Here is a 23,404-nt window from a genome sequence, read left to right as displayed (position 1 = left end):
ATTAATGTACTCCCATCAACTTGTTCGGTAACCACAACACCACTTCCGGGAACAGCATGCAGAGGATCAAGACACACAGTTTGAGCAAGATAAACGGTGCAATCGAGCGGTAGATATCCATCATCGTCACCCCCGGCGGCGCAATGCCCTTGAGATAGAACAACGCAAAGCCGTACGGCGGAGTCTGTACCGCAATCTCGATATTGAGGATCATCAGAATACCGAACCAAATCGGATCGTAGCCCAGCGACACCGCAATCGGGGTAAACAGCGGGGCGCACATCAAGACAATAATCAGCTCATCTATGATGAAACCCAACAGCAGCATGATCACCTGCAGCAAGATGATCACTCCCAGCGGCGGTAGTCCCAGATCCTGGGTGAACTGGGCCACCATATTCTGTACACCGCTCAGCATATGGAAATTACTGAAAATCGACGCGCCGAGGATGATCCACATCGACACACTCACCAGCATCGCGGTTTCAAACCCGGAGGATTTGAACATCTCGAAGCGGAACCGCTTGAACACGACCGCCAATAAAATAGCCCCGATAACCCCTATCGCCCCCGACTCAGTCGGCGTCGCAATACCGGTAATGATGCTGCCCAATACCGCTACGATCAGCAGCAGCGAGAACAGACCGTCACGGGCGGTTCGCACCTTCTGCTTGCCGCTCATCCGGCTCTCCTCGCCGGTGCCCAGCGGTGCCTTCGACGGCTTGAGCTTACAACTGATGATCACATAGGCCACCAGCAAGGTAATGGAGATCAAAGCCGGGACAATCGCGGCGATAAACATCCGCCCGACCGAATTCTGGGTCGTTGCCGAATACATAATCATCGGAATGCTGGGCGGGATCAAAATCCCCAACCCGCCGCCAGCCATGATCACGCCAAGAGCCAGGCGCTTGTCATAACCGCGATCCAGCATCGGCTTTAAGGCAATACTGCCCGAGGTCATAATCCCTGCCCCGATGATCCCGACCATGGCCCCGATCATCGAACACACCCCGATCACGCTGATCGCCAGCGATCCTCGTAACCGGCCGATCAGCATCTGGCTGGCATTAAACATCGCATCCCCGATCCCTGATCGGGTTAGCAGCTGGCCCATGTAGATATACAAAGGGATTGCCAGCAGAATAAAACTGAAAAAGTTACTTTCTATGGTGGTCGGGATCAGGTTAAAAATCCCCTCGCCCCAGGTCAGGTAGCCCATGCCCATGGCAATGCCGCCAAGCGCCAGTCCTACCGGTGCCCCCAGGGCAAAGCTTGCCAAAATGCAGCCAATCAGCAGCAATGTCAGTACTTCAATACTCATACGTCCTCCATCCCTGCTGGCGTATAGGTCGATTCTGCCTGTTCGTCACAGCGCTCTTCTTCCTGCCCCAGCAAATCCCGCTCGGTAAACAGAAAATAGAGATCCTGCAACAAATCACTGGTGTACTGCAGGATGAATGCGCCGCATGCCACCATCATCATGACCCAGAAGTGAGCCATGGTCGGTGCCCACTCCGACTGTCGGCGGTAATTAAATTCGATGGCCTCTTCAAACTTGCCAAAGCTCATCATCAGCACCACGACGAGAAAAAAGATCGCCAAAGAGTAGGAAAACAGATTGAAGAGAGATTTGAAGCGGGCCGAGACCGAGAGGTAAAACACATCCACATTGATATGCGCTTTTTTCTGCTGTGCCAAAGCACCGCCAAGTGCCGCGATATACCCGAAAAGAAAGAGGGAAACATCATAGGCCCAGATCGTCGGGCTACCCAGCACATAACGAGAGAACACCTCGAATCCCACCGCCAGTGCCAGCAAAGGCATCAGCACCGAGGCCGAGAAACCAATCAGATACACCAACCGATTGATCCCGAGGCAATACCCCTTCATTGCCATCTTAAACATACTTATCATCCTTGAAGCCGGAGGAAAGACAAAAGGGGCTCTCGCCCCTATATACCTACCGGAATCTATAGAGATACTCTCTCCGGCAGGTATTCACCCCATTTACTGCTGAAGAATCTCAACCAGGCGGCTGCTGTATTTATCCGCCTTGGCGTACTCGCTCCACAGCGAGTTTGCTGCAGTATTCCATTTCTGGATATCTTCCTTACTCGGCTGCGGACTCCACTTCATGCCCTTGGCTTCCATATCTGCCACCGCCTGAGATTCCCACAAACGCGACTTGGTCATCTGCTCACGGGCATGCTGGGCACTGGCACCACGTACAATCGCCTGCAGATCGGCCGGTAGTTTGTTCCAAGCACGTTTGTTTACCACGATAGGCAGGGCCTGTGCGCCCGCTATCGGCAGACGGTACATATACTTGGCAACTTCAACATGGTTACCGTCACGGTGATCAATTAGGTTACTACCGATAGAGCCATCAATGACCCCGGTTGCCAGGCTGGTATAGATTTCACTCCAGGATAGCGATGCCGGCGAAGCACCCAATTTGCGCAGGAACTTACCGTAGGCACCCGGCGCACGAATTTTCATCCCTTTGAAGTCATCAATTGAGTTGATCGGCGTTTTGGTCAACACGTAAACAGGTAGCTGAATATAGGGTTCCAGCCACACCAGATTCTGTTTGTCGTACGCCTCTTCCAGTACTTCTCCCCAGCCTTTCTCATGAAACAACGCACTAAGCTCACCGACATCATCGGTCATCCCAGGCAAGCCAACTTCGACAACACCCGGAGGAAACTCACCGGCATGCATTGGCTGGAAAGGAGCGCCCATGGTCATCAGGCCGGATTTGACCGAGCCCAGTACGCCTGTCTGGCCAACACCTTCACCGGCATACATAACCTGTACGGCAATACGGCCGCCGGACATGGCTTCGATGTTCTCGGCAAAGCTCTTGTACACTTCACCATAGGCAGTGCCCCTCGAATACAGGTTCACAAAACGCCAGTTATGCTCGGCAGAAAAGGCTTCGGGAACCATCGACAAGGTGGCCGAAATGGCCAATGTGTAGCCAGCCAGTGTTTTCTTCAAACTTTTGTTTCGCAGCTTTAGTAGGGTGTTGAACATGGGTTTTGCTCCTTGTTATTTTTATCCTTCACCTGCTCAAATCCATCGGTTCGAACAGAGACAAGTGCCATGACGTCTTCACTTCATCCGTTGCCATGTTGTTACCGATAATTACAATTTATTCACATTTATTAAATTCTTATGTATTCACGTAAAGTTTTAACGCCATCAAACCTTTGCCAAACCAATCACTTATGCCTTTAAAAACAGAAAGATAAATAATGATATCGCCCTAAATAACAGGCAAAAAAAAGGCAATACCGAAAGGTATTGCCAAAACGTCACCACTAGAACATACGTTCAATCAGGTACGACACAAACACAAGCTAAGGTTTATTTCAGGGTAGTTCGTTATAGCTCGGGACCACCCGAGCCGAAAAATACCGGTATCGGATCAGTATTGGGGTGACTGATCGACACCGAGGCAGAGATACTTAATTTCCAGGTAATCCTCGATACCGTACTTGGATCCCTCGCGACCGCAACCTGACTCCTTAACACCGCCAAACGGAGCCACTTCGGTCGAGATTATCCCTTCATTAATACCGATGATGCCGTACTCCAAGGCTTCACTAACCCGCCAGATCCGGCTATTGTCGCGGGAGTAGAAATAGGCTGCGAGCCCATAAGGGGTGTCATTGGCCCGGCGGATCACATCCTGTTCGTCGTTGAAACGAAATACAGTCGTTACCGGGCCGAACAGCTCCTGATGAGCAATATTCATTTGCTCGGTCACATCGCTCAGAATGGTCGGCTGGTAATACTGTTCACCGACATCAGCGATCTGTCCACCCAGGACCAAATTGGCTCCCTGACTGATCGCCTCGGCCACCAGAGCATCGACCTTGGCAACAGCCCTTGCGTTAATCAACGGACCAATCTCCGTCCCGTCCGCCAGGCCGTCACCCAATTTGAGATCCGCCACAGCCCCTATATAGCGGGCCATAAACTGATCGTACACCGCATCATGAATATACAAGCGATTAGTACACACGCAGGTTTGTCCGGCGTTGCGATATTTGGAGATAAGCGCCCCCTGAACCGCTTTGTCCAAATCGGCATCATCGAAGACGATAAACGGTGCATTACCACCCAGCTCCATCGACACTTTTTTAACGGTATCGGCAGCCTGACGCAGAATATGTTTGCCTACCGGGGTCGAACCAGTAAACGAGACCTTTCTGACCAACGGGTGGGTACACAACACTTCACCGACCTCGGCAGGCCGGGCAGTTGTCACCACATTAATGACACCGGCGGGGATCCCTGCCTGCTCAGCCAGCTTTGCCATCGCCAGGGCGCACAACGGGGTATCCTCGCCCGGTTTAACCACCACGGTACAACCGGCGGCCAGCGCCGGGCCGACCTTGCGGGTGATCATCGCCACCGGGAAGTTCCAGGGTGTAATGGCAGTAACCACCCCGACTGGCTGTTTGATGGTGAGGTAGCGGTTGCCCGGCATGGCCGCGGGAATATGATCGCCGTAAGTGCGCTTGGCCTCTTCGGCAAACCACTCAATAAACGATGCCCCGTAAATCACCTCGCCATAGGCTTCCTTGTAGGGCTTGCCCTGCTCTGTTGTTAGCAATTTGGCCAGCGCATCGGCATGTTCCACAATCAGTTCGAACCAGGCCTTGAGCAGATTGGCACGATGTTTGGCCGTCGTTTTTCGCCAGCCCTGAAGTGCTTTATCTGCAGCGACTACAGCCGCTTGCGCCTCACGGGCACCCATATCCGGCACTTCAGTAATTAATGCACCATTTGCCGGATTGACCACCGACAATGTGGCACCGTTATCTGCTGCAATCCACTGTCCGTTTATATAGGCATGAGACAGGACCAAAGGTAAATCTTCCATAACTTAACCATCCGCTGCTGAGAACTATTACAGGGTTCAAAGAATGATGTTTCAAATCCATACATAATGCGTACACAGAATTTTAACAATAATAAGCAGTGAATAAATTTTCACTGATAAACCTGAAGTTTTATGGGCATAAAACAATGACACGAGCCTCAATCCCGGTAGGACAGATCGGGGATTACGAAATAAAACAGCTGAAAATTTTCAAGACAGTTGCCGACTGCGGAGGGTTTTCCGCCGCCGAAACAGAGCTAAACATTAGTCGCTCGACCATCAGTATTCATATCTCTAACCTTGAGTCGCGCCTCAACCTTACCTTGTGTCGTCGTGGACGAGCTGGCTTCGCCCTTACCGAAGAAGGCTCGGTTGTCTATGACGCAACCATCAAGCTACTTGGCGAACTGGACGATTTCCGCAATACCATCAACTCTCTCGATACCCAGTTATCCGGTAGCCTGACCGTACTGTTCAGCGATACCATCAGCCTCGACAACCGCGCCCGGATCCCGGACGTTTTTCGCCGCTTCTCTAAGCTAGCGCACGAGGTCTACCTGACTTCCGAAGTGGCCAGGATGACTGAAATTGAGCGAATGGTTATGAGTGAAGAAGCTGATATCGGCTTTATACCCTACCACCGCAGCCTTGATGGATTGGAGTACCAGCATATTTATTCCGACCACTGTTTCCTCTACTGCAGCAGGGACAACCCGCTGTATGATCTCCATGAGGACGAGCTGAGCGACGAAATCATCGATGGTTTTCCGGTGGTATATGCGGGAATGAAGACCCAGGAGAATATTAACGGCCATCTGGCCAACATGAATCTCAAAGCCACCGCCTATAACTATGAATCACGGCTGGCCTTGCTGTTGTCGTCGAAGTTTATCGGCTTTTTGCCGGAGAACTACGCACAGCCCTATGTTGAGAGCGGCGAACTGAAAGCCATCGCCCCTGACCGGCGCTTCTATACGCTGGAGATCATGGCGATCACCAAAAAAACCAGCACGGTTAATAAAGTACGCTCGCTGTTTATCAAAACGCTGCTTGATTTCTATCACGAACACTAATTAGCCTCACGGACTTCGCCCGTCTCCTGATCCCAGGGACGGGCAAAGTACGCTTTATCGCATTATCATCGCAACAGCTCACTATCCGTCGAGTGAAACAGATAATCAGGCAGAAGCTTCGGCAGGCTCTTCCGCCAAGTCGTCTTGCTGCTTGTCGGCGACCTTATTACAGATGTAGTTTCCGATCGGAATAGCAGAGGTTGCCGCGGGAGAGGGGGCATTACAGACATGTAGGCTACGAGGACTCTCGGCAAAGAGAAAGTCATGCACTAAAGTGCCGTCTTTCAGCACAGCCTGGGCACGGATACCCGCCGGATAAGGCTGCAAGTCATCGACGGTAATCACCGGGCAGTATTTATTCACCAGTTTGAGATACCCCGGTTTCCACCATGAGTTTTTGGTCTCTATCAAACCTGTTTTCAGGTGCTTTCCGGTCGCCTTCCAGAAGCCGCTAAAACCGAGCATGTCGCCAATATCCTTCAGGCTGATGTTTATCCTGCCGTAACCTTCTCGCTTCCAGCCCTGCACCGCATTGGGACCAACCGTCACCGAACCGTCAATCATGCGGGTCAGGTGAACACCCAGAAACGGCAAATCCGGATCAGGGATCGGATAAATCAGGTGATTCACTATCTGGTTATATTTCTTCGGCAGTCGATAGTATTCGCCCCGGTAGGGAATAATCTGAAAATCAGTCTTTATACCTAGCATCCTAGTAACCCGATCCGCCATCAAGCCTGAGCACGAGATCAGAAACCGACAGACAAAGGCAACACTGTCGCCCTCTTGCAGGCAACTAACCCTAATCTCATCTTCGCCCTCGCTCAAATCTTCCACTACCGTCCCCAGCGCAACTTCGCCGCCTAACATGCGAAACTCATCCGCCATTTTTTCGGTCACCAGACGGTAGTTCACTATGCTGGTCGCCTCGACAAAGATAGCCCCCAAGCCTTCTATATTGGGCTCTTTGCGCTTTAACTCATCCTGATCAAGCAGCACAACCTCAAGTCCGTTATCCCGGCAGCGTTGATAAAGCGCCTGCATTCGTTTCATTTCAAGCTCGCTTGTCGCGACCAACAGCTTGCCGCAGTTCTCGACCGGGATGTCATGCCTAGCACAAAAGCGGGTTGTCGCCTCCACTCCGGCTTTGCAAAATTCGGCCTTCAGGCTGCCCGGCGGATAATACACACCGGCGTGAATCACGCCGCTGTTATGCCCCGTCTGGTGGTGGGACAGGCCTGACTCCTTTTCTATCAGCAAAATAGATTTGTCCGGATGGCGCTGCTGCAATTGCCAGGCTGTCGAGACCCCGACAATCCCCCCACCGATAATGATGTAATCGTAGACCTTACTCACTCGTTACCACTCCATTGATACCAGCTCGCCGCAATATCTGCGGCGAGCGTATTTCCTTTGTTGTTATGCCATTGCGGGTATTCCGGCAATCGACTTTGACTTAAATCGGAAATGACTTAAACCGATTGCGACTTAAATCGATGATGACATAAATCGAAAATGACTTAGCGAGTAAAGTGACCACGCTGGCGCAGCAGTTCACGCTGAAGGCCAGCATGAGCAACAAACTTATCGCGGCCGTGCAGCCAGCAATGGTTCTGAACCACCAGCATAGCGCCGACTTTGACCCTGACATTGAAACAGTTGGTGTCGTTTTCCAGCGACTCGCTCATCTGGTGCAGATAGAGCCCCTGCTGCATGTTCTGTGGCTGGGCAAACTGGTCGATAAACAGCATATGCGGTTTGCCGTTACTGTCTTCTTCGAAGAAAACCGGGTGCTCTATGGTGTAACCGACATTCTTGCTTGGCGGCGCACCCCAGACGATGTTCTGCTTCGCCATCGGGTGATGGTAAAAGCGCTCAAGATCCTGCCACTCATCCACGTGAAGCAACAAGGAATCCCCCATCTCCATGTTTTTCTCGTCCATCTTCATCATCAGGACGAAATCAGTTCGCTCGTTAACATAGGTGCCGTCATTGTGAAGCTCCATCCGGCGATGGGCCTGGCGCAGGTAGCTGTCACTGCTGTCTTCGTTCTTCACCGTGAAACGGGCATAGTACTTGCCGTACATCGCATCAAAATTCGGAATACCGATCAGATGAGAAACAGCCGTCGAGAGCTTGACGAAAAAGTCTCGCTGCTCGTCGGTATCTTCATACGCCGCCTGGGCCTGCTCATCAGCCTGTAGCAAGAAAGCACCGGTATCACGATTTTCCATCGTTGCAACCAGGAACTTACCCAGCTGATAATCACACGCTTTGTCCAGCGCATCAGCCACGGCATAGCGCAAAAACGGCTTGTACTCCAGCGCCTGCAATCCCCAGTTGGCGCTCAAATCAATAAAGCGATCCAGGGTATTTTTCTCCAAAGTAACCACTTGCAAGCGCGGGTTGGCAGGATAAGGGCTGACCGTAAAACCGTGGTACTGGCTGATGCTCTCGTTCAATGCAGGTGCAATTTTCATGGATAGCTTCCTTTTGTTTCTTAACAGGCTCTCCGGCCCGATGAAGTTAACTGATTGTTATTGGATAGCCGACCAATTTCCCTGACCGGCTGTTTTAACAAAACTATAACGAGCACAGGATGATATTAACAATATATGGAAAATATAGTTTCCATATATAAAATAGATTAATGACGGTTAATGGACTCGTCGGCTTAGGAGTAAATATGGATATCAAACGACTGCACTATTTCACTGTTCTGGCGCAAACAGGCAACTTTACCAAGGCAGCCGATCAACTGGGTATCGCCCAGTCGGCGCTGAGTATCAGTATCCAGAAGCTGGAACAGCAACTAGAGTTGAAGTTAATCAATCGCACCGAGCGACAGATGAGCCTGACGGCCGACGGACAGGTGCTCCTGCGTCATGCCAGAAAGATCCTCGAGGATGTCGATCAGGCCAAAAAGGAGCTGCAGGAATTAAAAGGGCTCGACAGCGGAGTGATTAATTTCGGTGTATCCGCCATGCTCGGCTCGTACTATCTACCCGATACACTGGCGCTGTTCAAGCAAACCTACCCGGGGATTCAAATCAACATTCAGGAAGCCGGAACCGCAACGCTGGAAAAGATGCTCCTTGACGGCCAACTCGATCTCGCGCTTATTCGCTCCGATCGCAGTCATGATCAGATCCGCCATGTCACCCTGGCCAAAGAACAAATTGTCGCCTGCGTTCCCAGTACCCACTCCTTCGCCGAAAAAGGTAGCATCACTCTCGAACAGTTCTGCCAGCAACCTTTGGTCCTCTTTCGCGACGGTTATTTCCTGCGCGAGGCTGTCAGCCGTTATTGCCAGCAACAAAAAATCACACCCGATATCCGCTTCGAGACCAATCTTATTGAGCTGCTCAAATCGCTGGTCCGCAAGGAGATCGGTATCTGTACCTGCCTGCCGATCATCCTCGGCAACGAAACCGACTTGGTGACAGTACCTTTCGAGCCACCGATCCCCTTGCATCTCGGCATCGGCTGGAAATCAAGCCACTACCTATCGAGCGCGGCGCGGGCTTTTGTCAGTTTCCTGCAAACCGAACTCAATGCCCCGGCAGGAAATGTTTGATAGCGGTAAACCTTTATTTTAATTCGTGATGATTTTCCAACTTGCAATATATCGATAACCTCTGCTCAACACCAATAACAACAGAGCCAGCATATGGAAAAGAAAGTCAGCTACGATGCATTCTGGATGCCGTTCACGGCAAACCGCAATTTCAAAGCCGATCCAAGGATCATCAACCGTGCCGAGGGCATGTATTGTTACTCCGATAACGGAACCCAACTGCTTGATGCCACCGCAGGGCTATGGTGTGTCAACGCGGGGCACGGTCGCAAAGAAATCGGCGAGGCGATGGCCAAGCAAGTGGCCGAGCTGGATTACAGCTCACCGTTTAACTTCGGCCACGACATTGGCTTTGAATTTGCTGAGCGTCTGGTCTCTTTCACCCCGCCGGGGCTAAATAAGGTCTTTTTCACCAACTCCGGCTCTGAGGCCGTTGAAAGTGCACTGAAAATTGCTCTCGCCTACCAACAGGCCAAAGGCAATACCGGTAAATTCAAGCTAATCGGTCGCGAGCTGGGCTACCACGGTGTCAACTTCGGCGGTATCTCCGTCGGTGGCCTGACACCTAACCGCAAAGGTTTCGGCCCTCTGCTGCCGACCGATCACTTGTCCCATACCTTGGATATCGCCAACAACGCCTTCAGCCAGGGGCTACCCGAGCACGGGGTAGACAAAGCCGAGCAGTTGGAGCAACTAATTCAGTTCCACGGTGCCGACAGCGTGGCAGCCGTTATTGTCGAGCCAATTTCTGGTGCCGGCGGTGTGATCCTTCCGCCAAAAGGCTACCTGCGCCGCCTGCGCGAGATCTGTAGCAAACATGATGTGGTGCTGATCTTCGACGAAGTCATCACTGGCTGGGGACGTCTGGGGGCATCATTTGCCTCGGAGGCCTTCGATGTGGTGCCGGATCTCATTACCTCGGCCAAGGGGATCACCAGTGGTGTCGTGCCACTCGGGGCAGTGTTCGCCAAAGACGAGATCTACCAGACCGTCGTCAACAGCGCACCGGAAGGGGCGGTAGAGTTTTTCCATGGCTATACCTACTCCGGGCACCCGGTTGCCTGTGCCGCAGGTTTGGCAACCCTCGACATCTACCAGCGCGAAGGACTGTTAGAGCGCGCCAGCGGCGAAATCGGCCAGTATTTCCAGCAGGGACTGCACTCACTAAAAGGCATACCATCTATTGTCGATATCCGTAACTACGGCCTCATCGGTGCAGTCCAGTTTGCCGAGCCACAAGATGGCAAGCCGATTGGCTTCGATATTCTCAAGCGCTGTTACGACAATGGAGTGATGGTACGCAGCATGGGCAATACTATCGCCCTGTCACCACCGCTGATCATCGAAAAACAGCACATTGACGTGATAGTCGATACCCTGTCCAGCATCGCCAAGGACATTCCGGCCTAATACGCTCGGGCTGGCCGATAACAGTCTGACAATTATCCTCCGGCTAACAAAAAAGCCTGATAACCATGTGATGGGGTATCAGGCTTTATTGTATATGCAGGCAGTATGTCTTTATGCCTTACAATACACCCTCGCATCTCGAGGTGTATAAATACCAAATGTAACCGTCCTCAACACACCGTTTAGGAACGTTTCCTGAACCTCGACTCGTGATACATTTTCAATACCGCCACAAACGTCAGCAGCATTGATTTCCTTCTCCTGAGCCAGTCCATTAATAAAGAAGTGCTGAGAGTTTTCTTCTTTCATCTCACTGTTGCTGTCAGACATCACAAATGACTGTTGGGCACATCCACTCATAAACATAGCCAGGCACGCCGCTAAAATTACCTTTTTCATATTCACCAAACTGATTTCAATAACAAAAAAGGCATTAGAGCATATGAAAAAAGTGAAAACGATATCGCCACCCTACCAATACCAACCAAACAGCGACAAAATGAGTAGAAACCACATAGCAAACAATGTTTTTTATTATTAATATCAACGAGTAAGGTATTTGATATCTCGTTTGTATCCGTCTGTATGACATTGTATCAGTGCGGCTGAATAGTCGAAGATAATGTGACAGGTGGCCAATATATTCATGAAACTTATCTTCATATGATAAATAACTGTGATTCCTGCACGATTTTAACAGCTGATTAACCTTTATCCTTTGTTGACTTTCAAGTCAATAAACAGAAGGTTATATGATAAATAGAATAATTACCCTAAGTGCAGTGGCCCTGCTTTCATCACACAGTGCGCTGGCACAAGTTGAAAACGGCGACTTCGAAAAATGGAATGGCAATACACCTGATAATTGGAGTGTGATCGACTCCGGTATCGCTGTTTCCCCCTCTTCGACACAGGTTAAAACCGGCGGGCTAGCCGCTGAAATAACCGTTAATACAGGCTCGCAAAGCAGTACGGATTTTTTGCAGACCGTCAGTGTCGAGCAAGGCAAAAGCTATGATTTTGCCGTATCGCTTTACCACACAGAAGGAAAAGTAAAAGCGCGCCTGTATGTAGATGGCTATCAGAATTACTCAGATAACCTGCAAATCAACCAGTGGCAAGAAGTCCGCTATTCTTACACCGCCACCGCCAACAAAGACATTCAGGTAGGCTTGCGTTTCTATGATGTATCCGGTTTTGACGGCTCTGAAGTGGTCTATGTCGATAACTTCCAGCCTTCCGACACAGGTTCTACACCACCCACGGGCAGTTGCACCGATACCACAACCACGCTAACTCTGGTCACGGACCAGTACGCCTCTGAAACAAGCTGGGTGCTGAACAATAGCAGTGGAAGTGCCCTATATTCAGGCTCGGGCTATGACAACTCAACCACCAATACCAAGGACATGTGCCTGGCTGACGGGGATTACACCTTTATCATCAGCGACTCATACGGTGACGGCATCTGCTGCAATGTCGGCAATGGCTCATTTACCCTTGAAGCGGATGGTAAAGTCTTGGCTTCGGGCGGTGAGTTTCAGTCAAGCCAAACTGTCAACTTTACTATCGGCGATTCCGGCACTACACCGCCAGTAGTTGGCGAATACTATAAGTCGGCAGAGGGAAAAACCGGTTTCGCACTAAAAACTGCTCTTTACAACATCATTACCAACCACAACAGCCTGGGATACAGCGCTATTTGGGATCTGGTAAAAGTTGCCGACCTGGACAACTACTACGAAAAAGATGGCTCTATCCTGGATATGTATTCTGAAAAGCCATCGTCGGGCGATAGCACAAGCTTTACAAAAGTGACCAACCAGTGTGGCCAGTACAGCAAAGAAGGCGATTGCTACAACCGAGAGCACTCTTTCCCGAAAAGCTGGTTTGGCGGCAAAATCGAACCGATGAACTCGGACGGCCATCATATCTTTGCCACCGATGGCTACGTTAACGCCAAACGCAGCAATTGGCCATTTGGTGAAGTGGGTACGACTTCGTATACCTCTAGCAATGGCTCCAAGTTAGGCTCGGCAGCATCCGGTCTCGGCTATTCAGGTACCGTTTTTGAGCCATTGGATGAGTTCAAAGGGGATTTTGCCCGCGCTTACTTCTACATGGCAACACGTTATGAAAACGCGGTAGCTGCTTGGGAAGGCAACTCAACCAGCTCAGATGCAGTACTTAATGGCACAAACACCACTGTGTTTGAACCATGGATGCTCAACATGCTGAAACGTTGGCACAGCAATGATCCGGTAAGCCAAAAAGAAATCGACCGTAACCAGGCTGTATTCGAATTCCAGGGCAACAGAAACCCATTTGTTGATCACCCTGAATATGTTAGCGCTATCTGGGGGAACTAGTAAAACACTTCAGCCTTGAAGAGAAGATAGCTGTTCTTACATTGGCAGCGAACCATGAACTAACAGCTATCTTGATTTCTGGCGGATTCTCTCAATTTCCTCACTGTCGATATTGAGAGATTCCAAAAACTCCTGATGTGCCTCCGGAGCCATTTTCTCGAACTGTATGTGCCAGTTCGTCATGTCCTGCTCACTCAAGCCAGCCATCCGCATGATCTCGACCCAACGATCCTTCGTCATCATATTCTGTTCAAGCAGTACCGGTTGCTCCAGCAGCATCACGATGGCTTTTTGCTGCTGACGCAGGGTCTGAATTTCCTGCTCCAGCGCGTTAAATTGGTTGCGTAAGGTCTGTTCCGACTTGATATCGTCATGCGGCTCTATCAGCGGAGCAATTTCTTTCACCGGCAGACCGAAAGAGCGATAGGAAAGGATCGTCTGCAGCCGTTGCACCTCTTCCTTTCCGTACCAGCGATAGCCGTTCTCCGAACGACTTGTCGGTTTCAATAACCCGACTCGTTCGTAATATAAGACCGTTGTACGTGAAATATTGCAGGCTTTCGCCAATTGCGTCACTGTCAGCATAGCTCCCCTCTTTATACCTACTCAGCTTTAGATTTTTTCTTAAATAGCATCGGTAACACGGCGCTCATTACTATCAAGATGACCCCTACCATCGCTAATAAATCGGGCTTTTCAGCAAACAGCCAATACCCAAAGAATAAGGAGTAAATGATCTTGGCATATTCCACATTGGCAATAACATTCGCCTCTCCATACTTGTAGGCGGTAACGCCAATCCATTGTGCGATGGATGAGAGAACACCAACACCAATCAGCAGTGCCAACTCATAAGCACTTGGCCACTGCCATACCAGAATGCTAGGTATCAGAGCCATTAACCCAACAAAGATAGCCTGATAAGCCAACAGCGTAATGCGCGGCTCGACTTGGGCCACTTTCCTCACGCAGATGACGGCCACAGCCGCTCCCAGCGCAGCAACCAAGCCTAACAAGGTATATAACATCGACGTTTGCTCAAAGCTCGGTTGAACCACCAACATCACACCGATAAAACCCACAATAATCGTAAACAGGCGCTTTGCCGAAATAGCCTCAGCCAGAAAAAGCCGCGAGATACAGGCCACGAACAGCACCTGAGTAAAACCAAGCGCAGTAGCGTCGGCAAGCGGAATATTACTGACCGTCACAAACCCGAGATACAGTGCAACGAACGCGCCCAGGATACGAAATGTATGTAATTTAAGGCGCTTTGGTTTCAGTAGCACTTCAAGGTTGCCGACTATCGCAGGCATCAGCAAGCTCAAAAACACCAACTGCCGGAACAGCAATATCTGAAACAAATCAATTGAGTCACTCAATACCCTGACCAGCACGCCGACCACCGTAAACAAGGCTGTCGAAAGCAATGCGAGTGATATCCCCTTTAGGGTTGGTGGCATTTTGAGTAAGGAAGCGATGACAGGCTGAACAATAGGAACACGCTTAGCAATTATCGACACCATTTTTTAACCTCTCTTGGTTCAACAAGCAGAGAGGGTAAAGCCTACACCTGTAGACAGGTCAATCATCACCAGAGAGAGGAATAGATAAGTGACTCGTTAATCATTTTACTCAAAGCCCCCCGGGATATTGCCATGGGGGCATAACAGCATGTTGAGTTACAAGTAAAACGGCACTTCTGTTTTGGTAAAGCCACCTTCACCGTCAATGGATAACGCATATAGTCGCTGAACAGCGCCAGCATTTAGAGCGCCGTATAAATGAGGGTATAAATCCCCGTCATCCTCTATACCCGCGGGGGCTTCATCCACTACCTCGGCATTCAATAACACGGCATCTATCTCCAGCAAATAGATCCCTGATGCACCTTTGAAAAAGTGATTAATAATGAACGGTAACTGATGATCATAAGCAAGATGTACAAAGCCTTCTTGCTGGAGTGATTCTGGTTCATAGGATGGGTTGCTTCTCAATTGATTCAAGCTATTACAATCAATCAAATGGTAGAGGTTTTTCACAAATACTCGTCTTTTGTTCTTATACCCAAACCATCTTACTTATCTTCTTCGATTTATCCAGCAAAGGCGCTTATAGCTCAAGCGCATAGATTCCCAGCCTCTGATCTTTATTCGGTATATCCATAGTGTTATCAACGTACCTGACCAGCTTGGCGCCGGCCCGCTCGACGACCCTGATACTTGCCTCATTACTTTCAACACAGTGAAACTCGACAGTATCCACCGTTGTGGATGATGACAAATACGGCAGAATCACGTTAAGAACTTGGTTAATAATACGGTGGCCACGTACTGCAGTAGAAAGCCAATACCCTAACTCTGAGACCTTGGTAACAGGGTCAATATACTTAATCCCGAATACGCCGCTAAACGCGCCATCATAATAAATCGCAAACCACTGCGAGCCGTATAACTGCCCATTTTTACGCGCATTAATGTAGCCCCGGGCTCCGGCCATATCGGTCAGTGTATCGGTCCATGGCATATAGACAGAGAGATCGTCCCGGCTGGTATCCACTGTTTCCAGCAGCTCTTTGGCATGAAACTGCGTAAGAGCCTGAAGGGAAATAGACTCTGATATTTCCAGTTCCATGAGATACTTAGATTTATCCATAATAATTAGGCCATTCTGCCGGTAAGAGCCATCGGGTATGACGGCGAGTCTGCACTTTAATCATTCATGCATTGTAATAGGCTGACACTGACATATGCAACCAAGCACAACTTAGAAGAAAATAGCTGCGAATAGACAAAACTCTCCCCTAAGCTGCATATGTGCTCATCTGGCCTTACTTTTTAGGCTCTATAAATTTGGCTGACGCCCTTGCCAATACTTGCTGCTCTTGGGTAATTTGCGCCTCCAGTTGGTAAATGCCTCTTCTAGACCCGACAAGATCAGCCGTTACCCTAATTTGTTGTCCGGTGCAGACCGGGGAAATAAACCGGACCGTCAGCTCGGCAGTCAGCGCCTGAATACCATGTACAAATAAGCAGTGTGTCATCGCCGCATCCAGCAAGGTGCTGGTCATTCCTCCGTGTAACAGCCCGTCATAACCCTGATGACGAGCTGTTACCTGAAACGGAGCCGTTACTTTTCCTTCGCTATCTTGGCTGAACACCAATTGCAATGTATCAGGGTTATTTTCAACGGATCCGCAAACCATACAGTGATTATGAGCTTGCTTCGTAAGCTGGTATGAAGTCATAGGAACGCCACTATCGTCTATTAACAGCTATGGTTGTGACAACAGTGATGGCTTTTGGGTCCGCCATGATCACCTCGCCCCTGTCCACCACGTCCTTGCTGGCCTTGTCCATGCCTTTTGCCACAGCCTTTACCGTGGCCACGCCCTTGTCCATGGTTATGATCTTGGCTGTAGCTGTGACCTTGGCTGTGGCACCGACGTTCCGCATGACGGCAACCATTGTGGTTAGGGGAAGGGCGCCCCTGATCAGCTTCAGTCAGAGAAAATAGCCCCGCCGTTTCTGAGCTGACAAGCTCTTGTGCACTTCGGCGACCGGAATCGGTTTGAACGACCGACAGTCGGTGTGAAAGCAGCTTACCAAGCATTTTTTGACCAATATTACGCACTACGACGCGCTCAGCATGATGCTGGAGCAACAGCTTCAGCAACGCTTTTTTACCTGCACAATGGGCAGCTAGAACTGGGTTTTCATGTCGGCTGACTTCTACTCCTTGATCATTAACAAACAGAAAATGCTCAGCCTTAGAAAAATGGCTGGCGATGTGATCATCATTCATCGGAATTGCCGTGATCATAATTTATGACTCCTTTTTTATTGTCACTTTGCTTTATGAAATCCTTGCCATCTAAACGTTTGTTTTTGGCATATGCCATTTATACGCCTAGTTTTTAGCATATGCCAGAAACTTTTGTGTAACAATTGAGGCAAATCAATTATTGAATGATCGACTTTGTAGAAAGAGGTTGTAGCTAACACCGAGAAGAAAGTACCAGCCAATACACCAATTGACTGGACTTCATATGAATTGTATTTGGCCTGAAAGCTAGGACATCAGTAAACGAGTGACATCACCAAGGTTGCCCAGCACCGCATGAGCTCTCTCTGCGACATCTTCGCTGGGCTGCAACAAATCCGGGATCATCACGGCCTTGCAACCGGCATCCAACCCGGCCCGCATACCATTATTGGAGTCTTCCAATACCAGGCAGGCCGCTGGCGCTATGTCCAGTTGCTCTGATGCCATTCGGTAGCAGTCAGGATGGGGCTTGCCATTGACGACATCTTCCGAGGTGATCACCGCATCAAACTGCGCCAGATAGTCAGAGCCATTAAAATGGTGTTTAACCTCTGCCAATGCCGATGATGTTACTAGCGCACATTTAAGCCCTTTCTTTTTCAGATCCCCGAACAACACGTCAAAACCGGGCTTATAGGCGACGCCTTGCGCTCTTCGGGCATGAAAATCACTGTTGCGAACACGTTTGAAGCGTTCAAGATCAAGCTTGTCACCAAACTTGGCTACCACACGGCGCTCACACTCGGCATCTTGGACACCAATAAATGTTCTGTAAAAGTCGTCGTCCAACACCAGCCCCTGCTCACTGGCAGCAAGTTGCCAGCTCACTTTATAAAGCCCCTCGGTGTCAAAGATCAGCCCATCCATATCGAACAGTACAGCTTGTATTTCCATGTTCTCTCCATGCATTACTCACTAAACTAAAATGCAAAACATTGCATACTAACAACACAGACTACCGATTTATTTATAACGGTTACAGTCTAAACGAGAGGTTAATACTTAGACTTATTGATATTGGGCGGCGGTAATAAACTCACCAAACGTCTCGCACCACACAATCACCGTCGTATACTGGGCAGGATCGATAGACGTGTCCAGCGGTACCATAAAGCTCGAGAAAGTTTTCACTTCACCCACCTTGACCATACTGGATTTCAACCGATTGAAATCGGCTTCCGTTTCAACAAACTGCGGCGACAAATACAGCTTATAATCCGGCCCCGGTGCCAATTCACCCTGAAACGAAATCACATCCGAGCCAATAGAAACTCGGCCTTCACCCCAGTGTAAAAAATCGCTGTCAGCTAAATCACGGCGGAACTCGCCGCTAAACTGGGCACTTTGCACCGCCTGCTGTACCTCGCCCGAAGAAGGACTATCGGGGGCTATCAGAATGGGTAAGGCGTAAATTCCGGCTGCAAAGCCAACCGCCAGCATAGCCAAATGGCTTAGCAACAACCCTATTGCTTTCATCATAATATTCGCTTTCCCTGCATGGTAACTGTCTAATGACTATAGCAAATCACAGCTATTAACCAATAATTGCTAACGTCTGGATCAGTGGCCGAATGCAGCGCGCAATACCTCAATAATCGCTTCGCGGACCGGCCCGCTCTGCTGACGACGGGTCGTCACCAAATCAATAGTATTCATCCAGCCATTGGGCTCGTACTCAATGTTCAGTGCTTTCAATGTTCCCGCTTCAATCGAAGTGGCAGCCAACTGCTCCGGCACAATCGTCCAGCCAACGCTCTGCTCAGCAAGCGCTAGTAACATCTGATGAGAACTGGCATACCAAACCTGGGTACTAATGGCATAGCTAAACCACGGCTCCTTACCGCTTGCCGAACGCTGCACCAACTGTCGATAATTGCGCAGATCAGTATCTTTGACACTCGGCAGCTCAGCCAAGGGGTGGCAAGGCGACGAGACGGTGATGAAGTGGTTATACCCAAGCGTGACAAAGTCGATATCGTCTTGCATGCTGCCGTCGGCATAGACCACACCAATATGGGTCTTACCCTCGCTGACCATTTGCTTGATATCACATGTCGAGGCCGCCGTGATATCGATATTGGTCATAGGGAAACGCTCTGCCAGTTCACCCAATTTGCCAAGCAGGTCGGGGCCGATCAAACTCTCCTCGACAGCCAGTACCACTTCATGCTCATAGCGTGCCTCAAGCGCGGCCACCTTCTGATCAAAATGCAGCTGCTGCAGAAGAATCGACCTGGCGATAGGCAACAATGCCTTTCCCTCGGGAGTCAGCACCGGCGTATTTCCGCTTCGGTCAAACAGTTGCTGGTTGAGGGCGATTTCCAGATTCGACACCGATTGGCTCACACCTGATTGCGCACGTTTCAGCTTGCGGGCGGCAGCAGAAAAAGAGCCATACTCACAGACCGATACAAAAATCTTCAGCTGTTCAAAGCTATACATCACAGATTAACTCGTTTTTATCACCGTCAAGCAAGACTATCACAGTTCGTGATAGCTGCTAACTTTTCGCATTGCCCATCGTCATTATGATGATCACTAACAAACACCCTCGATAATCATCAAAAAGCTGTTAAATCAAACTCAGAAATGAAATAAATCCTGTCACATAGAGTGATAACAGCCGTAAGAGATAGCGAGATTAATATCAGAGACTGCGATAGCACGACTGATTCTGTGCGCCATGAAATTCGTCATACCAGCCTCCCATACTCAGCCCATAAGGAACATTCATGCCTTCACTGCAACAAGCACTCGACATTGTCAAACGCGGTACCAATGCCATCATTCCCAAAGAAGAACTGGCCAATAAGCTTAGCGAAAACCGTTCATTGCGCGTTAAATTAGGCGCCGATCCGACCGCGCCGGATATCCACCTAGGCCATACGGTGATCCTCAACAAGCTGCGCCAGTTTCAAGATCTCGGCCATCATATTACCTTCCTGATCGGCGACTTTACCGGCCGTATCGGTGATCCTTCCGGTAAAAACACCACCCGCCCGCCACTGACGACCGAGCAGGTGCTGGCCAATGCCGAGACCTACCAGCAGCAGGTATTTAAAATCCTCGACCCCGACAAAACGACCATAGAATTCAACTCACGCTGGCTATCCCAGCTCGGTGCCGAAGGTATGTTAAAGCTATCCGCCTGCCAGACAGTGGCTAGAATGCTCGAGCGGGAAGACTTCAAACAACGCTTCGCTGCGCATCAGACTATCGGGATCCACGAGTTCATCTATCCGCTGCTACAAGCCTACGACTCGGTCGAACTACAAGCAGACATCGAACTGGGCGGCACCGACCAGACTTTTAACCTGCTGATGGGACGCGAGCTGCAAAAGCATCACGGGATGTCGCCTCAAGTAGTGATATTGATGCCGCTGTTGATTGGTCTAGATGGGGTCAAAAAGATGTCGAAATCGGCCAACAACTATATAGGTGTCAACGAGTCGCCCGACAGCATGTACGGCAAACTGATGTCGATTTCCGACACCCTGATGTGGAACTACTTTGAGCTGTTGTCTTTCAAATCAATCGAAGAGATCAACCAGCTAAAAGTCGATATTCAGGCGGGCAGGAACCCGAAGGAGATCAAGGTACTTTTGGCCAAAGAGATTGTGGCCCGCTTTCACACAGAGCAAGACGCCGATATCGCCGAACAGGCCTTCGAGCAACGATTTAAACACAATGTCATGCCCGATGATCTGGCAACTATCGAATTACAGCACGGACTGGCAATTCCCAATGTGCTCAAAGAGGCGGGGCTGGTAGCTTCAACATCCGAGGCAATACGGTTGATCCGCCAGGGGGCTGTTAAGATTGAAGGTCAGAAAATGACGGATACTCAGCTTATTCCCAAAGAGGGCACCGAGATGTATCAGGTAGGGAAGCGACGTTTTGCCCGGATTTGTCTAGCGAGACAATAAAAAGGATAAGCAACAAGGCCGCAGAGTCATTTCCGCGGCCATATTAAGATGGTAAGTATAGTTACTTCTTGCCTTCAATCGCGCCCTGTATCGCAGGACCAATCTGGCGTTTACGAGATGTCACTCCATCTAGTACCAGCCAGCCTTGCTTTGGTTGGCCCGTAAAGGCTTTGGCCGCGATAGCCGCATCGATATCATCAATCCACAACAGATTGGCGCGCTTGTTCTTGGTATCTATTACGGCAAAGAACAGGTGATCCAGCTTCTGAGTTTCTTTATAGGAAATCATAGCAGCGACAAACTCATTACGACGGTCAAGCAGCTGCTGGGCAGTTAAGGTTTCCGCCACTCCGATACCGACCTTCTTGCCCCCATAGGAGAAGTTTTTGTAGTCCATGGTCAGGATTTCAGCCGCACTGATATGGCTTAGATCCGACTTTGCCTCCAGCATTTTCTGGCCGAACGCTTTCAGATCGGCAATACCGGCTTCCTTCGCCAACTCTTTGGCATAGTAACGATCATATTCAGTGGTCGTCGAAGACTGGAACACAACCGTATCGGACAGGATCCCGGCCAGCGTGGTGCAGGCCAAATGAGCCGGTAAATCAATATCCAGGCTCTCGGCACGATCAGCCAGGATAGTCGCGGCAGATCCCCAGGCCCGGATATCAATCGGGGCTACCTGCGACATATTGACCGGAGCTCCGCCAATCGCATGATGATCAACGATTGCCACGATGCTGCTCTCATCAATGGTCGGATGCAACTGTGTTTTTTGGTTGAAATCAACCAGGCCGACCGCCTTCTGGCTAAAATCACTTAGTGGCTTAGGCGCTGCCACCTGGCAATAATCCAGTACAAACTGACTCTCCGGGTTAATACCTTCCGGAACCACCGCAGTACCGCCGTAAATATGGGCGGCAACCAGCGCCGATGTCACGGAGTCGGTATCCGGGCTAAGGTGCCCGGTCCACACCAGATTATCGGTGTTATTGTGTTTCGGTGCCCCGAGTTCAAAGGCAGCTGCTCCTGTGCTAGCCAACGACAGCAGAAGTAGAATATGACTCGATTTCATGGTTTTACCTTTTATTATCAGATAATTAAGATCGAAAAAAATATTCTACCTTGGTGACAGAACAGTGACAGTCATTTGAATTTATCCAACTGATTTTATTACTAAAATTTTAAAAGCCTCGCAAAAACCAATGACGAATGACCGGTGTTACACGATTAAACAACCATTACAAAGCGTTTCTCCGTTTCCCGGGGCTATTCACACTTTCTTTCCACTTAACGCGGTATATTCTTTAAAAAACAATGGAGTACCCTCATGAGCCGCCCAATTATCCTTGACTGCGATCCTGGTCACGATGATGCTATCGCCCTGATCCTCGCCTGTGCCTCCCCCTCCCTGGATATCAGGGCTGTTACCACTAGTGCGGGCAACCAGACTCCGGATAAAACCCTCAACAACGCCCTGCGCATTCTCACCTTGCTGGGTCGCAGCGATATACCCGTTGCCGGTGGTGCGTTAAAACCACTGGCCCGAGAGCTCATTATTGCCGATAACGTTCACGGAGAAAGCGGCCTTGACGGTCCAACACTGCCCAAACCGGGGTTTGAGCCGCAAACAGAGCATGCTGTAGAGCTGATGGCGCGCGTCCTTGAAGAAAGTGACAAACCAGTAACACTTGTTCCAACAGGACCGCTCACCAATATCGCCCTGCTACTGGCAACCCATCGCGAACTGACAGACAAGATAGAACGCATCGTCCTAATGGGCGGCGGGGCTGAAACCGGTAACTGGACACCGGCAGCCGAGTTTAATATCTATGTTGATCCACAGGCCGCTGATATGGTGTTCAGTTCCGGCATCCCAATCACGATGTGCGGATTGGATGTCACCCACAGAGCCCAAATCATGGATGACGATATAGAGCGGATCCGCGCCATCGACAACCCGGTCTCCGATGTGGTCGCCGATTTGCTCGACTTCTTTATGATCTACCACCGTGATCCGAAGTGGGGACTAGAAGGCGCGCCGCTCCATGATCCGTGTACCATTGCCTGGTTGCTTGCACCCGAGCTATTCACATCACAGGAATGCTGGGTAGGGATTGAAACCAAAGGCGAATATACCCAAGGGATGACTGTCGTCGACCGCTATCAACTCTCCGGCAAGCCTGCCAATGCAACCGTGCTGTTCGATGTTTACCGTCAGGGCTTTGTCGACTTGCTGGCGAAAAGCTTGCGCTACTTCAGTTAATACTATGTCACTGGTTTACAGTGAATAAAGGGAGATCGATGATCTCCCTAACCTTTGAGCC

23 protein-coding genes are annotated in these 23,404 nt (G+C 50.0%); 6 read left to right on the top strand and 17 right to left on the bottom strand.

The features are described 5' to 3' along the window. Position 1: 1 nt before the first annotated feature. The 4 genes from L4D19_RS03535 to L4D19_RS03520 all read right to left on the bottom strand — a co-directional run bounded on the left by L4D19_RS03535 (position 2) and on the right by L4D19_RS03520 (position 4,897). Positions 2–1,324 carry a TRAP transporter large permease gene (locus L4D19_RS03535; RefSeq protein ID WP_160649846.1) on the bottom strand — a complete coding sequence of 441 codons (1,323 nt, stop codon included), beginning with the start codon at positions 1,322–1,324 and terminating at the stop codon, positions 2–4. Beyond that, positions 1,321–1,908 carry a TRAP transporter small permease subunit gene (locus L4D19_RS03530; RefSeq protein WP_428451222.1) on the bottom strand — a complete coding sequence of 196 codons (588 nt, stop codon included), beginning with the start codon at positions 1,906–1,908 and terminating at the stop codon, positions 1,321–1,323. Before L4D19_RS03530 ends, L4D19_RS03535 begins: the two co-directional genes overlap by 4 nt. Before the next feature lie 102 nt (positions 1,909–2,010). Continuing rightward, positions 2,011–3,039: a TRAP transporter substrate-binding protein gene (locus L4D19_RS03525; RefSeq protein WP_239412497.1), complete on the bottom strand. Its 1,029-nt coding sequence runs from the start codon at positions 3,037–3,039 to the stop codon at positions 2,011–2,013. A 394-nt stretch (positions 3,040–3,433) separates the two neighbouring features. Further along, positions 3,434–4,897 carry an NAD-dependent succinate-semialdehyde dehydrogenase gene (locus tag L4D19_RS03520; RefSeq protein WP_428451221.1) on the bottom strand — a complete coding sequence of 488 codons (1,464 nt, stop codon included), beginning with the start codon at positions 4,895–4,897 and terminating at the stop codon, positions 3,434–3,436. A 146-nt stretch (positions 4,898–5,043) separates the two neighbouring features. Between L4D19_RS03520 and L4D19_RS03515 the strand changes: the two genes are divergently transcribed. Beyond that, positions 5,044–5,970, top strand: a complete 927-nt coding sequence (locus L4D19_RS03515; protein WP_075764488.1) for a LysR family transcriptional regulator — start codon at positions 5,044–5,046, stop codon at positions 5,968–5,970. 105 nt (positions 5,971–6,075) lie between these two features. Here the strand turns inward: L4D19_RS03515 and lhgO are convergent, their stop codons facing one another. Beyond that, the gene (gene lhgO, locus L4D19_RS03510) at positions 6,076–7,326 is read right to left on the bottom strand and encodes an L-2-hydroxyglutarate oxidase (RefSeq protein WP_428451220.1); all 1,251 of its coding nucleotides are present in this window, start codon (positions 7,324–7,326) and stop codon (positions 6,076–6,078) included. 164 nt (positions 7,327–7,490) lie between these two features. Next, a complete protein-coding gene (glaH, locus tag L4D19_RS03505; protein WP_428451219.1) occupies positions 7,491–8,450 on the bottom strand; it encodes a glutarate dioxygenase GlaH in 960 nt (319 codons plus the stop codon). Between the two features lie 206 nt (positions 8,451–8,656). Here glaH and L4D19_RS03500 point away from each other — a divergent pair, with 206 nt between their 5' ends. After that, positions 8,657–9,547, top strand: a complete 891-nt coding sequence (locus tag L4D19_RS03500; RefSeq protein WP_428451218.1) for a LysR family transcriptional regulator — start codon at positions 8,657–8,659, stop codon at positions 9,545–9,547. A gap of 93 nt (positions 9,548–9,640) precedes the next feature. Beyond that, positions 9,641–10,957 (top strand): omega-aminotransferase AptA, encoded by a 1,317-nt coding sequence (gene aptA, locus L4D19_RS03495; RefSeq protein WP_428451217.1) that lies wholly within the window; start codon positions 9,641–9,643, stop codon positions 10,955–10,957. Between the two features lie 111 nt (positions 10,958–11,068). On the opposite strand, the gene L4D19_RS03490 is transcribed toward aptA, so the two are convergent. Next, positions 11,069–11,356 (bottom strand): Bor family protein, encoded by a 288-nt coding sequence (locus L4D19_RS03490; RefSeq protein WP_075764499.1) that lies wholly within the window; start codon positions 11,354–11,356, stop codon positions 11,069–11,071. A gap of 353 nt (positions 11,357–11,709) precedes the next feature. Between L4D19_RS03490 and L4D19_RS03485 the strand changes: the two genes are divergently transcribed. Beyond that, on the top strand, positions 11,710–13,326 hold the full coding sequence (locus L4D19_RS03485; protein ID WP_428451216.1) for an endonuclease: 1,617 nt from the start codon (positions 11,710–11,712) through the stop codon (positions 13,324–13,326). A gap of 66 nt (positions 13,327–13,392) precedes the next feature. Here L4D19_RS03485 and L4D19_RS03480 read toward each other — a convergent pair whose 3' ends face one another. The 9 genes from L4D19_RS03480 to L4D19_RS03440 all read right to left on the bottom strand — a co-directional run bounded on the left by L4D19_RS03480 (position 13,393) and on the right by L4D19_RS03440 (position 19,593). Next, positions 13,393–13,911 (bottom strand): MerR family transcriptional regulator, encoded by a 519-nt coding sequence (locus L4D19_RS03480; protein WP_428451215.1) that lies wholly within the window; start codon positions 13,909–13,911, stop codon positions 13,393–13,395. Between the two features lie 17 nt (positions 13,912–13,928). Then, positions 13,929–14,789, bottom strand: a complete 861-nt coding sequence (locus L4D19_RS03475) for a DMT family transporter (protein WP_428451400.1) — start codon at positions 14,787–14,789, stop codon at positions 13,929–13,931. 219 nt (positions 14,790–15,008) lie between these two features. Then, entirely contained in the window at positions 15,009–15,368 is a 360-nt protein-coding gene (locus tag L4D19_RS03470) for a DUF952 domain-containing protein (protein ID WP_428451214.1), read from the bottom strand. A gap of 70 nt (positions 15,369–15,438) precedes the next feature. Next, positions 15,439–15,981 carry a GNAT family N-acetyltransferase gene (locus tag L4D19_RS03465; RefSeq protein WP_428451213.1) on the bottom strand — a complete coding sequence of 181 codons (543 nt, stop codon included), beginning with the start codon at positions 15,979–15,981 and terminating at the stop codon, positions 15,439–15,441. Positions 15,982–16,156: 175 nt separating this feature from the next. Further along, positions 16,157–16,573 carry a PaaI family thioesterase gene (locus L4D19_RS03460; RefSeq protein ID WP_428451212.1) on the bottom strand — a complete coding sequence of 139 codons (417 nt, stop codon included), beginning with the start codon at positions 16,571–16,573 and terminating at the stop codon, positions 16,157–16,159. A 20-nt stretch (positions 16,574–16,593) separates the two neighbouring features. Beyond that, positions 16,594–17,148 carry a NifB/NifX family molybdenum-iron cluster-binding protein gene (locus tag L4D19_RS03455; RefSeq protein WP_428451211.1) on the bottom strand — a complete coding sequence of 185 codons (555 nt, stop codon included), beginning with the start codon at positions 17,146–17,148 and terminating at the stop codon, positions 16,594–16,596. A 249-nt stretch (positions 17,149–17,397) separates the two neighbouring features. Then, positions 17,398–18,045, bottom strand: coding sequence for an HAD family hydrolase (locus L4D19_RS03450; protein WP_428451210.1), 648 nt, complete (start codon positions 18,043–18,045; stop codon positions 17,398–17,400). Between the two features lie 114 nt (positions 18,046–18,159). Beyond that, the gene (locus L4D19_RS03445; RefSeq protein WP_428451399.1) at positions 18,160–18,627 is read right to left on the bottom strand and encodes a DM13 domain-containing protein; all 468 of its coding nucleotides are present in this window, start codon (positions 18,625–18,627) and stop codon (positions 18,160–18,162) included. Between the two features lie 84 nt (positions 18,628–18,711). Next, the gene (locus tag L4D19_RS03440) at positions 18,712–19,593 is read right to left on the bottom strand and encodes a LysR family transcriptional regulator (RefSeq protein ID WP_428451398.1); all 882 of its coding nucleotides are present in this window, start codon (positions 19,591–19,593) and stop codon (positions 18,712–18,714) included. A 290-nt stretch (positions 19,594–19,883) separates the two neighbouring features. Here L4D19_RS03440 and tyrS point away from each other — a divergent pair, with 290 nt between their 5' ends. Then, entirely contained in the window at positions 19,884–21,077 is a 1,194-nt protein-coding gene (gene tyrS / locus L4D19_RS03435) for a tyrosine--tRNA ligase (RefSeq protein WP_428451209.1), read from the top strand. 61 nt (positions 21,078–21,138) lie between these two features. On the opposite strand, the gene L4D19_RS03430 is transcribed toward tyrS, so the two are convergent. After that, positions 21,139–22,152, bottom strand: coding sequence for a manganese-dependent inorganic pyrophosphatase (locus L4D19_RS03430; protein ID WP_428451208.1), 1,014 nt, complete (start codon positions 22,150–22,152; stop codon positions 21,139–21,141). Between the two features lie 255 nt (positions 22,153–22,407). On the opposite strand from L4D19_RS03430, the gene rihA reads away from it, so the two are divergent. Then, the gene (gene rihA / locus L4D19_RS03425; protein ID WP_428451207.1) at positions 22,408–23,343 is read left to right on the top strand and encodes a pyrimidine-specific ribonucleoside hydrolase RihA; all 936 of its coding nucleotides are present in this window, start codon (positions 22,408–22,410) and stop codon (positions 23,341–23,343) included. The last annotated feature ends 61 nt before the right edge of the window (positions 23,344–23,404 follow it).

This window comes from Photobacterium kasasachensis, from assembly GCF_050336885.1.
Taxonomy (GTDB): Bacteria; Pseudomonadota; Gammaproteobacteria; order Enterobacterales; family Vibrionaceae; genus Photobacterium; species Photobacterium kasasachensis.
The sequence above is the reverse complement of the archived record's forward strand: the minus strand, read 5'-3'. Positions and strand labels throughout refer to the sequence as shown.

What these genes read in the sequence shown, in the direction of transcription:
- L4D19_RS03530 (WP_428451222.1), bottom strand. Translation starts at nt 1,908, where the DNA reads ATGTTTAAGATGGCAATGAAGGGGTATTGCCTCGGGATCAATCGGTTG.
- L4D19_RS03475 (WP_428451400.1), bottom strand. Translation starts at nt 14,789, where the DNA reads ATGCCACCAACCCTAAAGGGGATATCACTCGCATTGCTTTCGACAGCC.
- L4D19_RS03500 (WP_428451218.1), top strand. Translation starts at nt 8,657, where the DNA reads ATGGATATCAAACGACTGCACTATTTCACTGTTCTGGCGCAAACAGGC.
- L4D19_RS03485 (WP_428451216.1), top strand. Translation starts at nt 11,710, where the DNA reads ATGATAAATAGAATAATTACCCTAAGTGCAGTGGCCCTGCTTTCATCA.
- L4D19_RS03440 (WP_428451398.1), bottom strand. Translation starts at nt 19,593, where the DNA reads ATGTATAGCTTTGAACAGCTGAAGATTTTTGTATCGGTCTGTGAGTAT.
- L4D19_RS03520 (WP_428451221.1), bottom strand. Translation starts at nt 4,897, where the DNA reads ATGGAAGATTTACCTTTGGTCCTGTCTCATGCCTATATAAACGGACAG.
- L4D19_RS03515 (WP_075764488.1), top strand. Translation starts at nt 5,044, where the DNA reads ATGACACGAGCCTCAATCCCGGTAGGACAGATCGGGGATTACGAAATA.
- L4D19_RS03490 (WP_075764499.1), bottom strand. Translation starts at nt 11,356, where the DNA reads ATGAAAAAGGTAATTTTAGCGGCGTGCCTGGCTATGTTTATGAGTGGA.
- aptA (WP_428451217.1), top strand. Translation starts at nt 9,641, where the DNA reads ATGGAAAAGAAAGTCAGCTACGATGCATTCTGGATGCCGTTCACGGCA.
- L4D19_RS03525 (WP_239412497.1), bottom strand. Translation starts at nt 3,039, where the DNA reads ATGTTCAACACCCTACTAAAGCTGCGAAACAAAAGTTTGAAGAAAACA.
- glaH (WP_428451219.1), bottom strand. Translation starts at nt 8,450, where the DNA reads ATGAAAATTGCACCTGCATTGAACGAGAGCATCAGCCAGTACCACGGT.
- L4D19_RS03445 (WP_428451399.1), bottom strand. Translation starts at nt 18,627, where the DNA reads ATGAAAGCAATAGGGTTGTTGCTAAGCCATTTGGCTATGCTGGCGGTT.
- L4D19_RS03535 (WP_160649846.1), bottom strand. Translation starts at nt 1,324, where the DNA reads ATGAGTATTGAAGTACTGACATTGCTGCTGATTGGCTGCATTTTGGCA.
- L4D19_RS03460 (WP_428451212.1), bottom strand. Translation starts at nt 16,573, where the DNA reads ATGACTTCATACCAGCTTACGAAGCAAGCTCATAATCACTGTATGGTT.
- L4D19_RS03430 (WP_428451208.1), bottom strand. Translation starts at nt 22,152, where the DNA reads ATGAAATCGAGTCATATTCTACTTCTGCTGTCGTTGGCTAGCACAGGA.
- L4D19_RS03480 (WP_428451215.1), bottom strand. Translation starts at nt 13,911, where the DNA reads ATGCTGACAGTGACGCAATTGGCGAAAGCCTGCAATATTTCACGTACA.
- L4D19_RS03455 (WP_428451211.1), bottom strand. Translation starts at nt 17,148, where the DNA reads ATGATCACGGCAATTCCGATGAATGATGATCACATCGCCAGCCATTTT.
- rihA (WP_428451207.1), top strand. Translation starts at nt 22,408, where the DNA reads ATGAGCCGCCCAATTATCCTTGACTGCGATCCTGGTCACGATGATGCT.
- tyrS (WP_428451209.1), top strand. Translation starts at nt 19,884, where the DNA reads ATGCCTTCACTGCAACAAGCACTCGACATTGTCAAACGCGGTACCAAT.
- L4D19_RS03450 (WP_428451210.1), bottom strand. Translation starts at nt 18,045, where the DNA reads ATGGAAATACAAGCTGTACTGTTCGATATGGATGGGCTGATCTTTGAC.
- L4D19_RS03465 (WP_428451213.1), bottom strand. Translation starts at nt 15,981, where the DNA reads ATGGATAAATCTAAGTATCTCATGGAACTGGAAATATCAGAGTCTATT.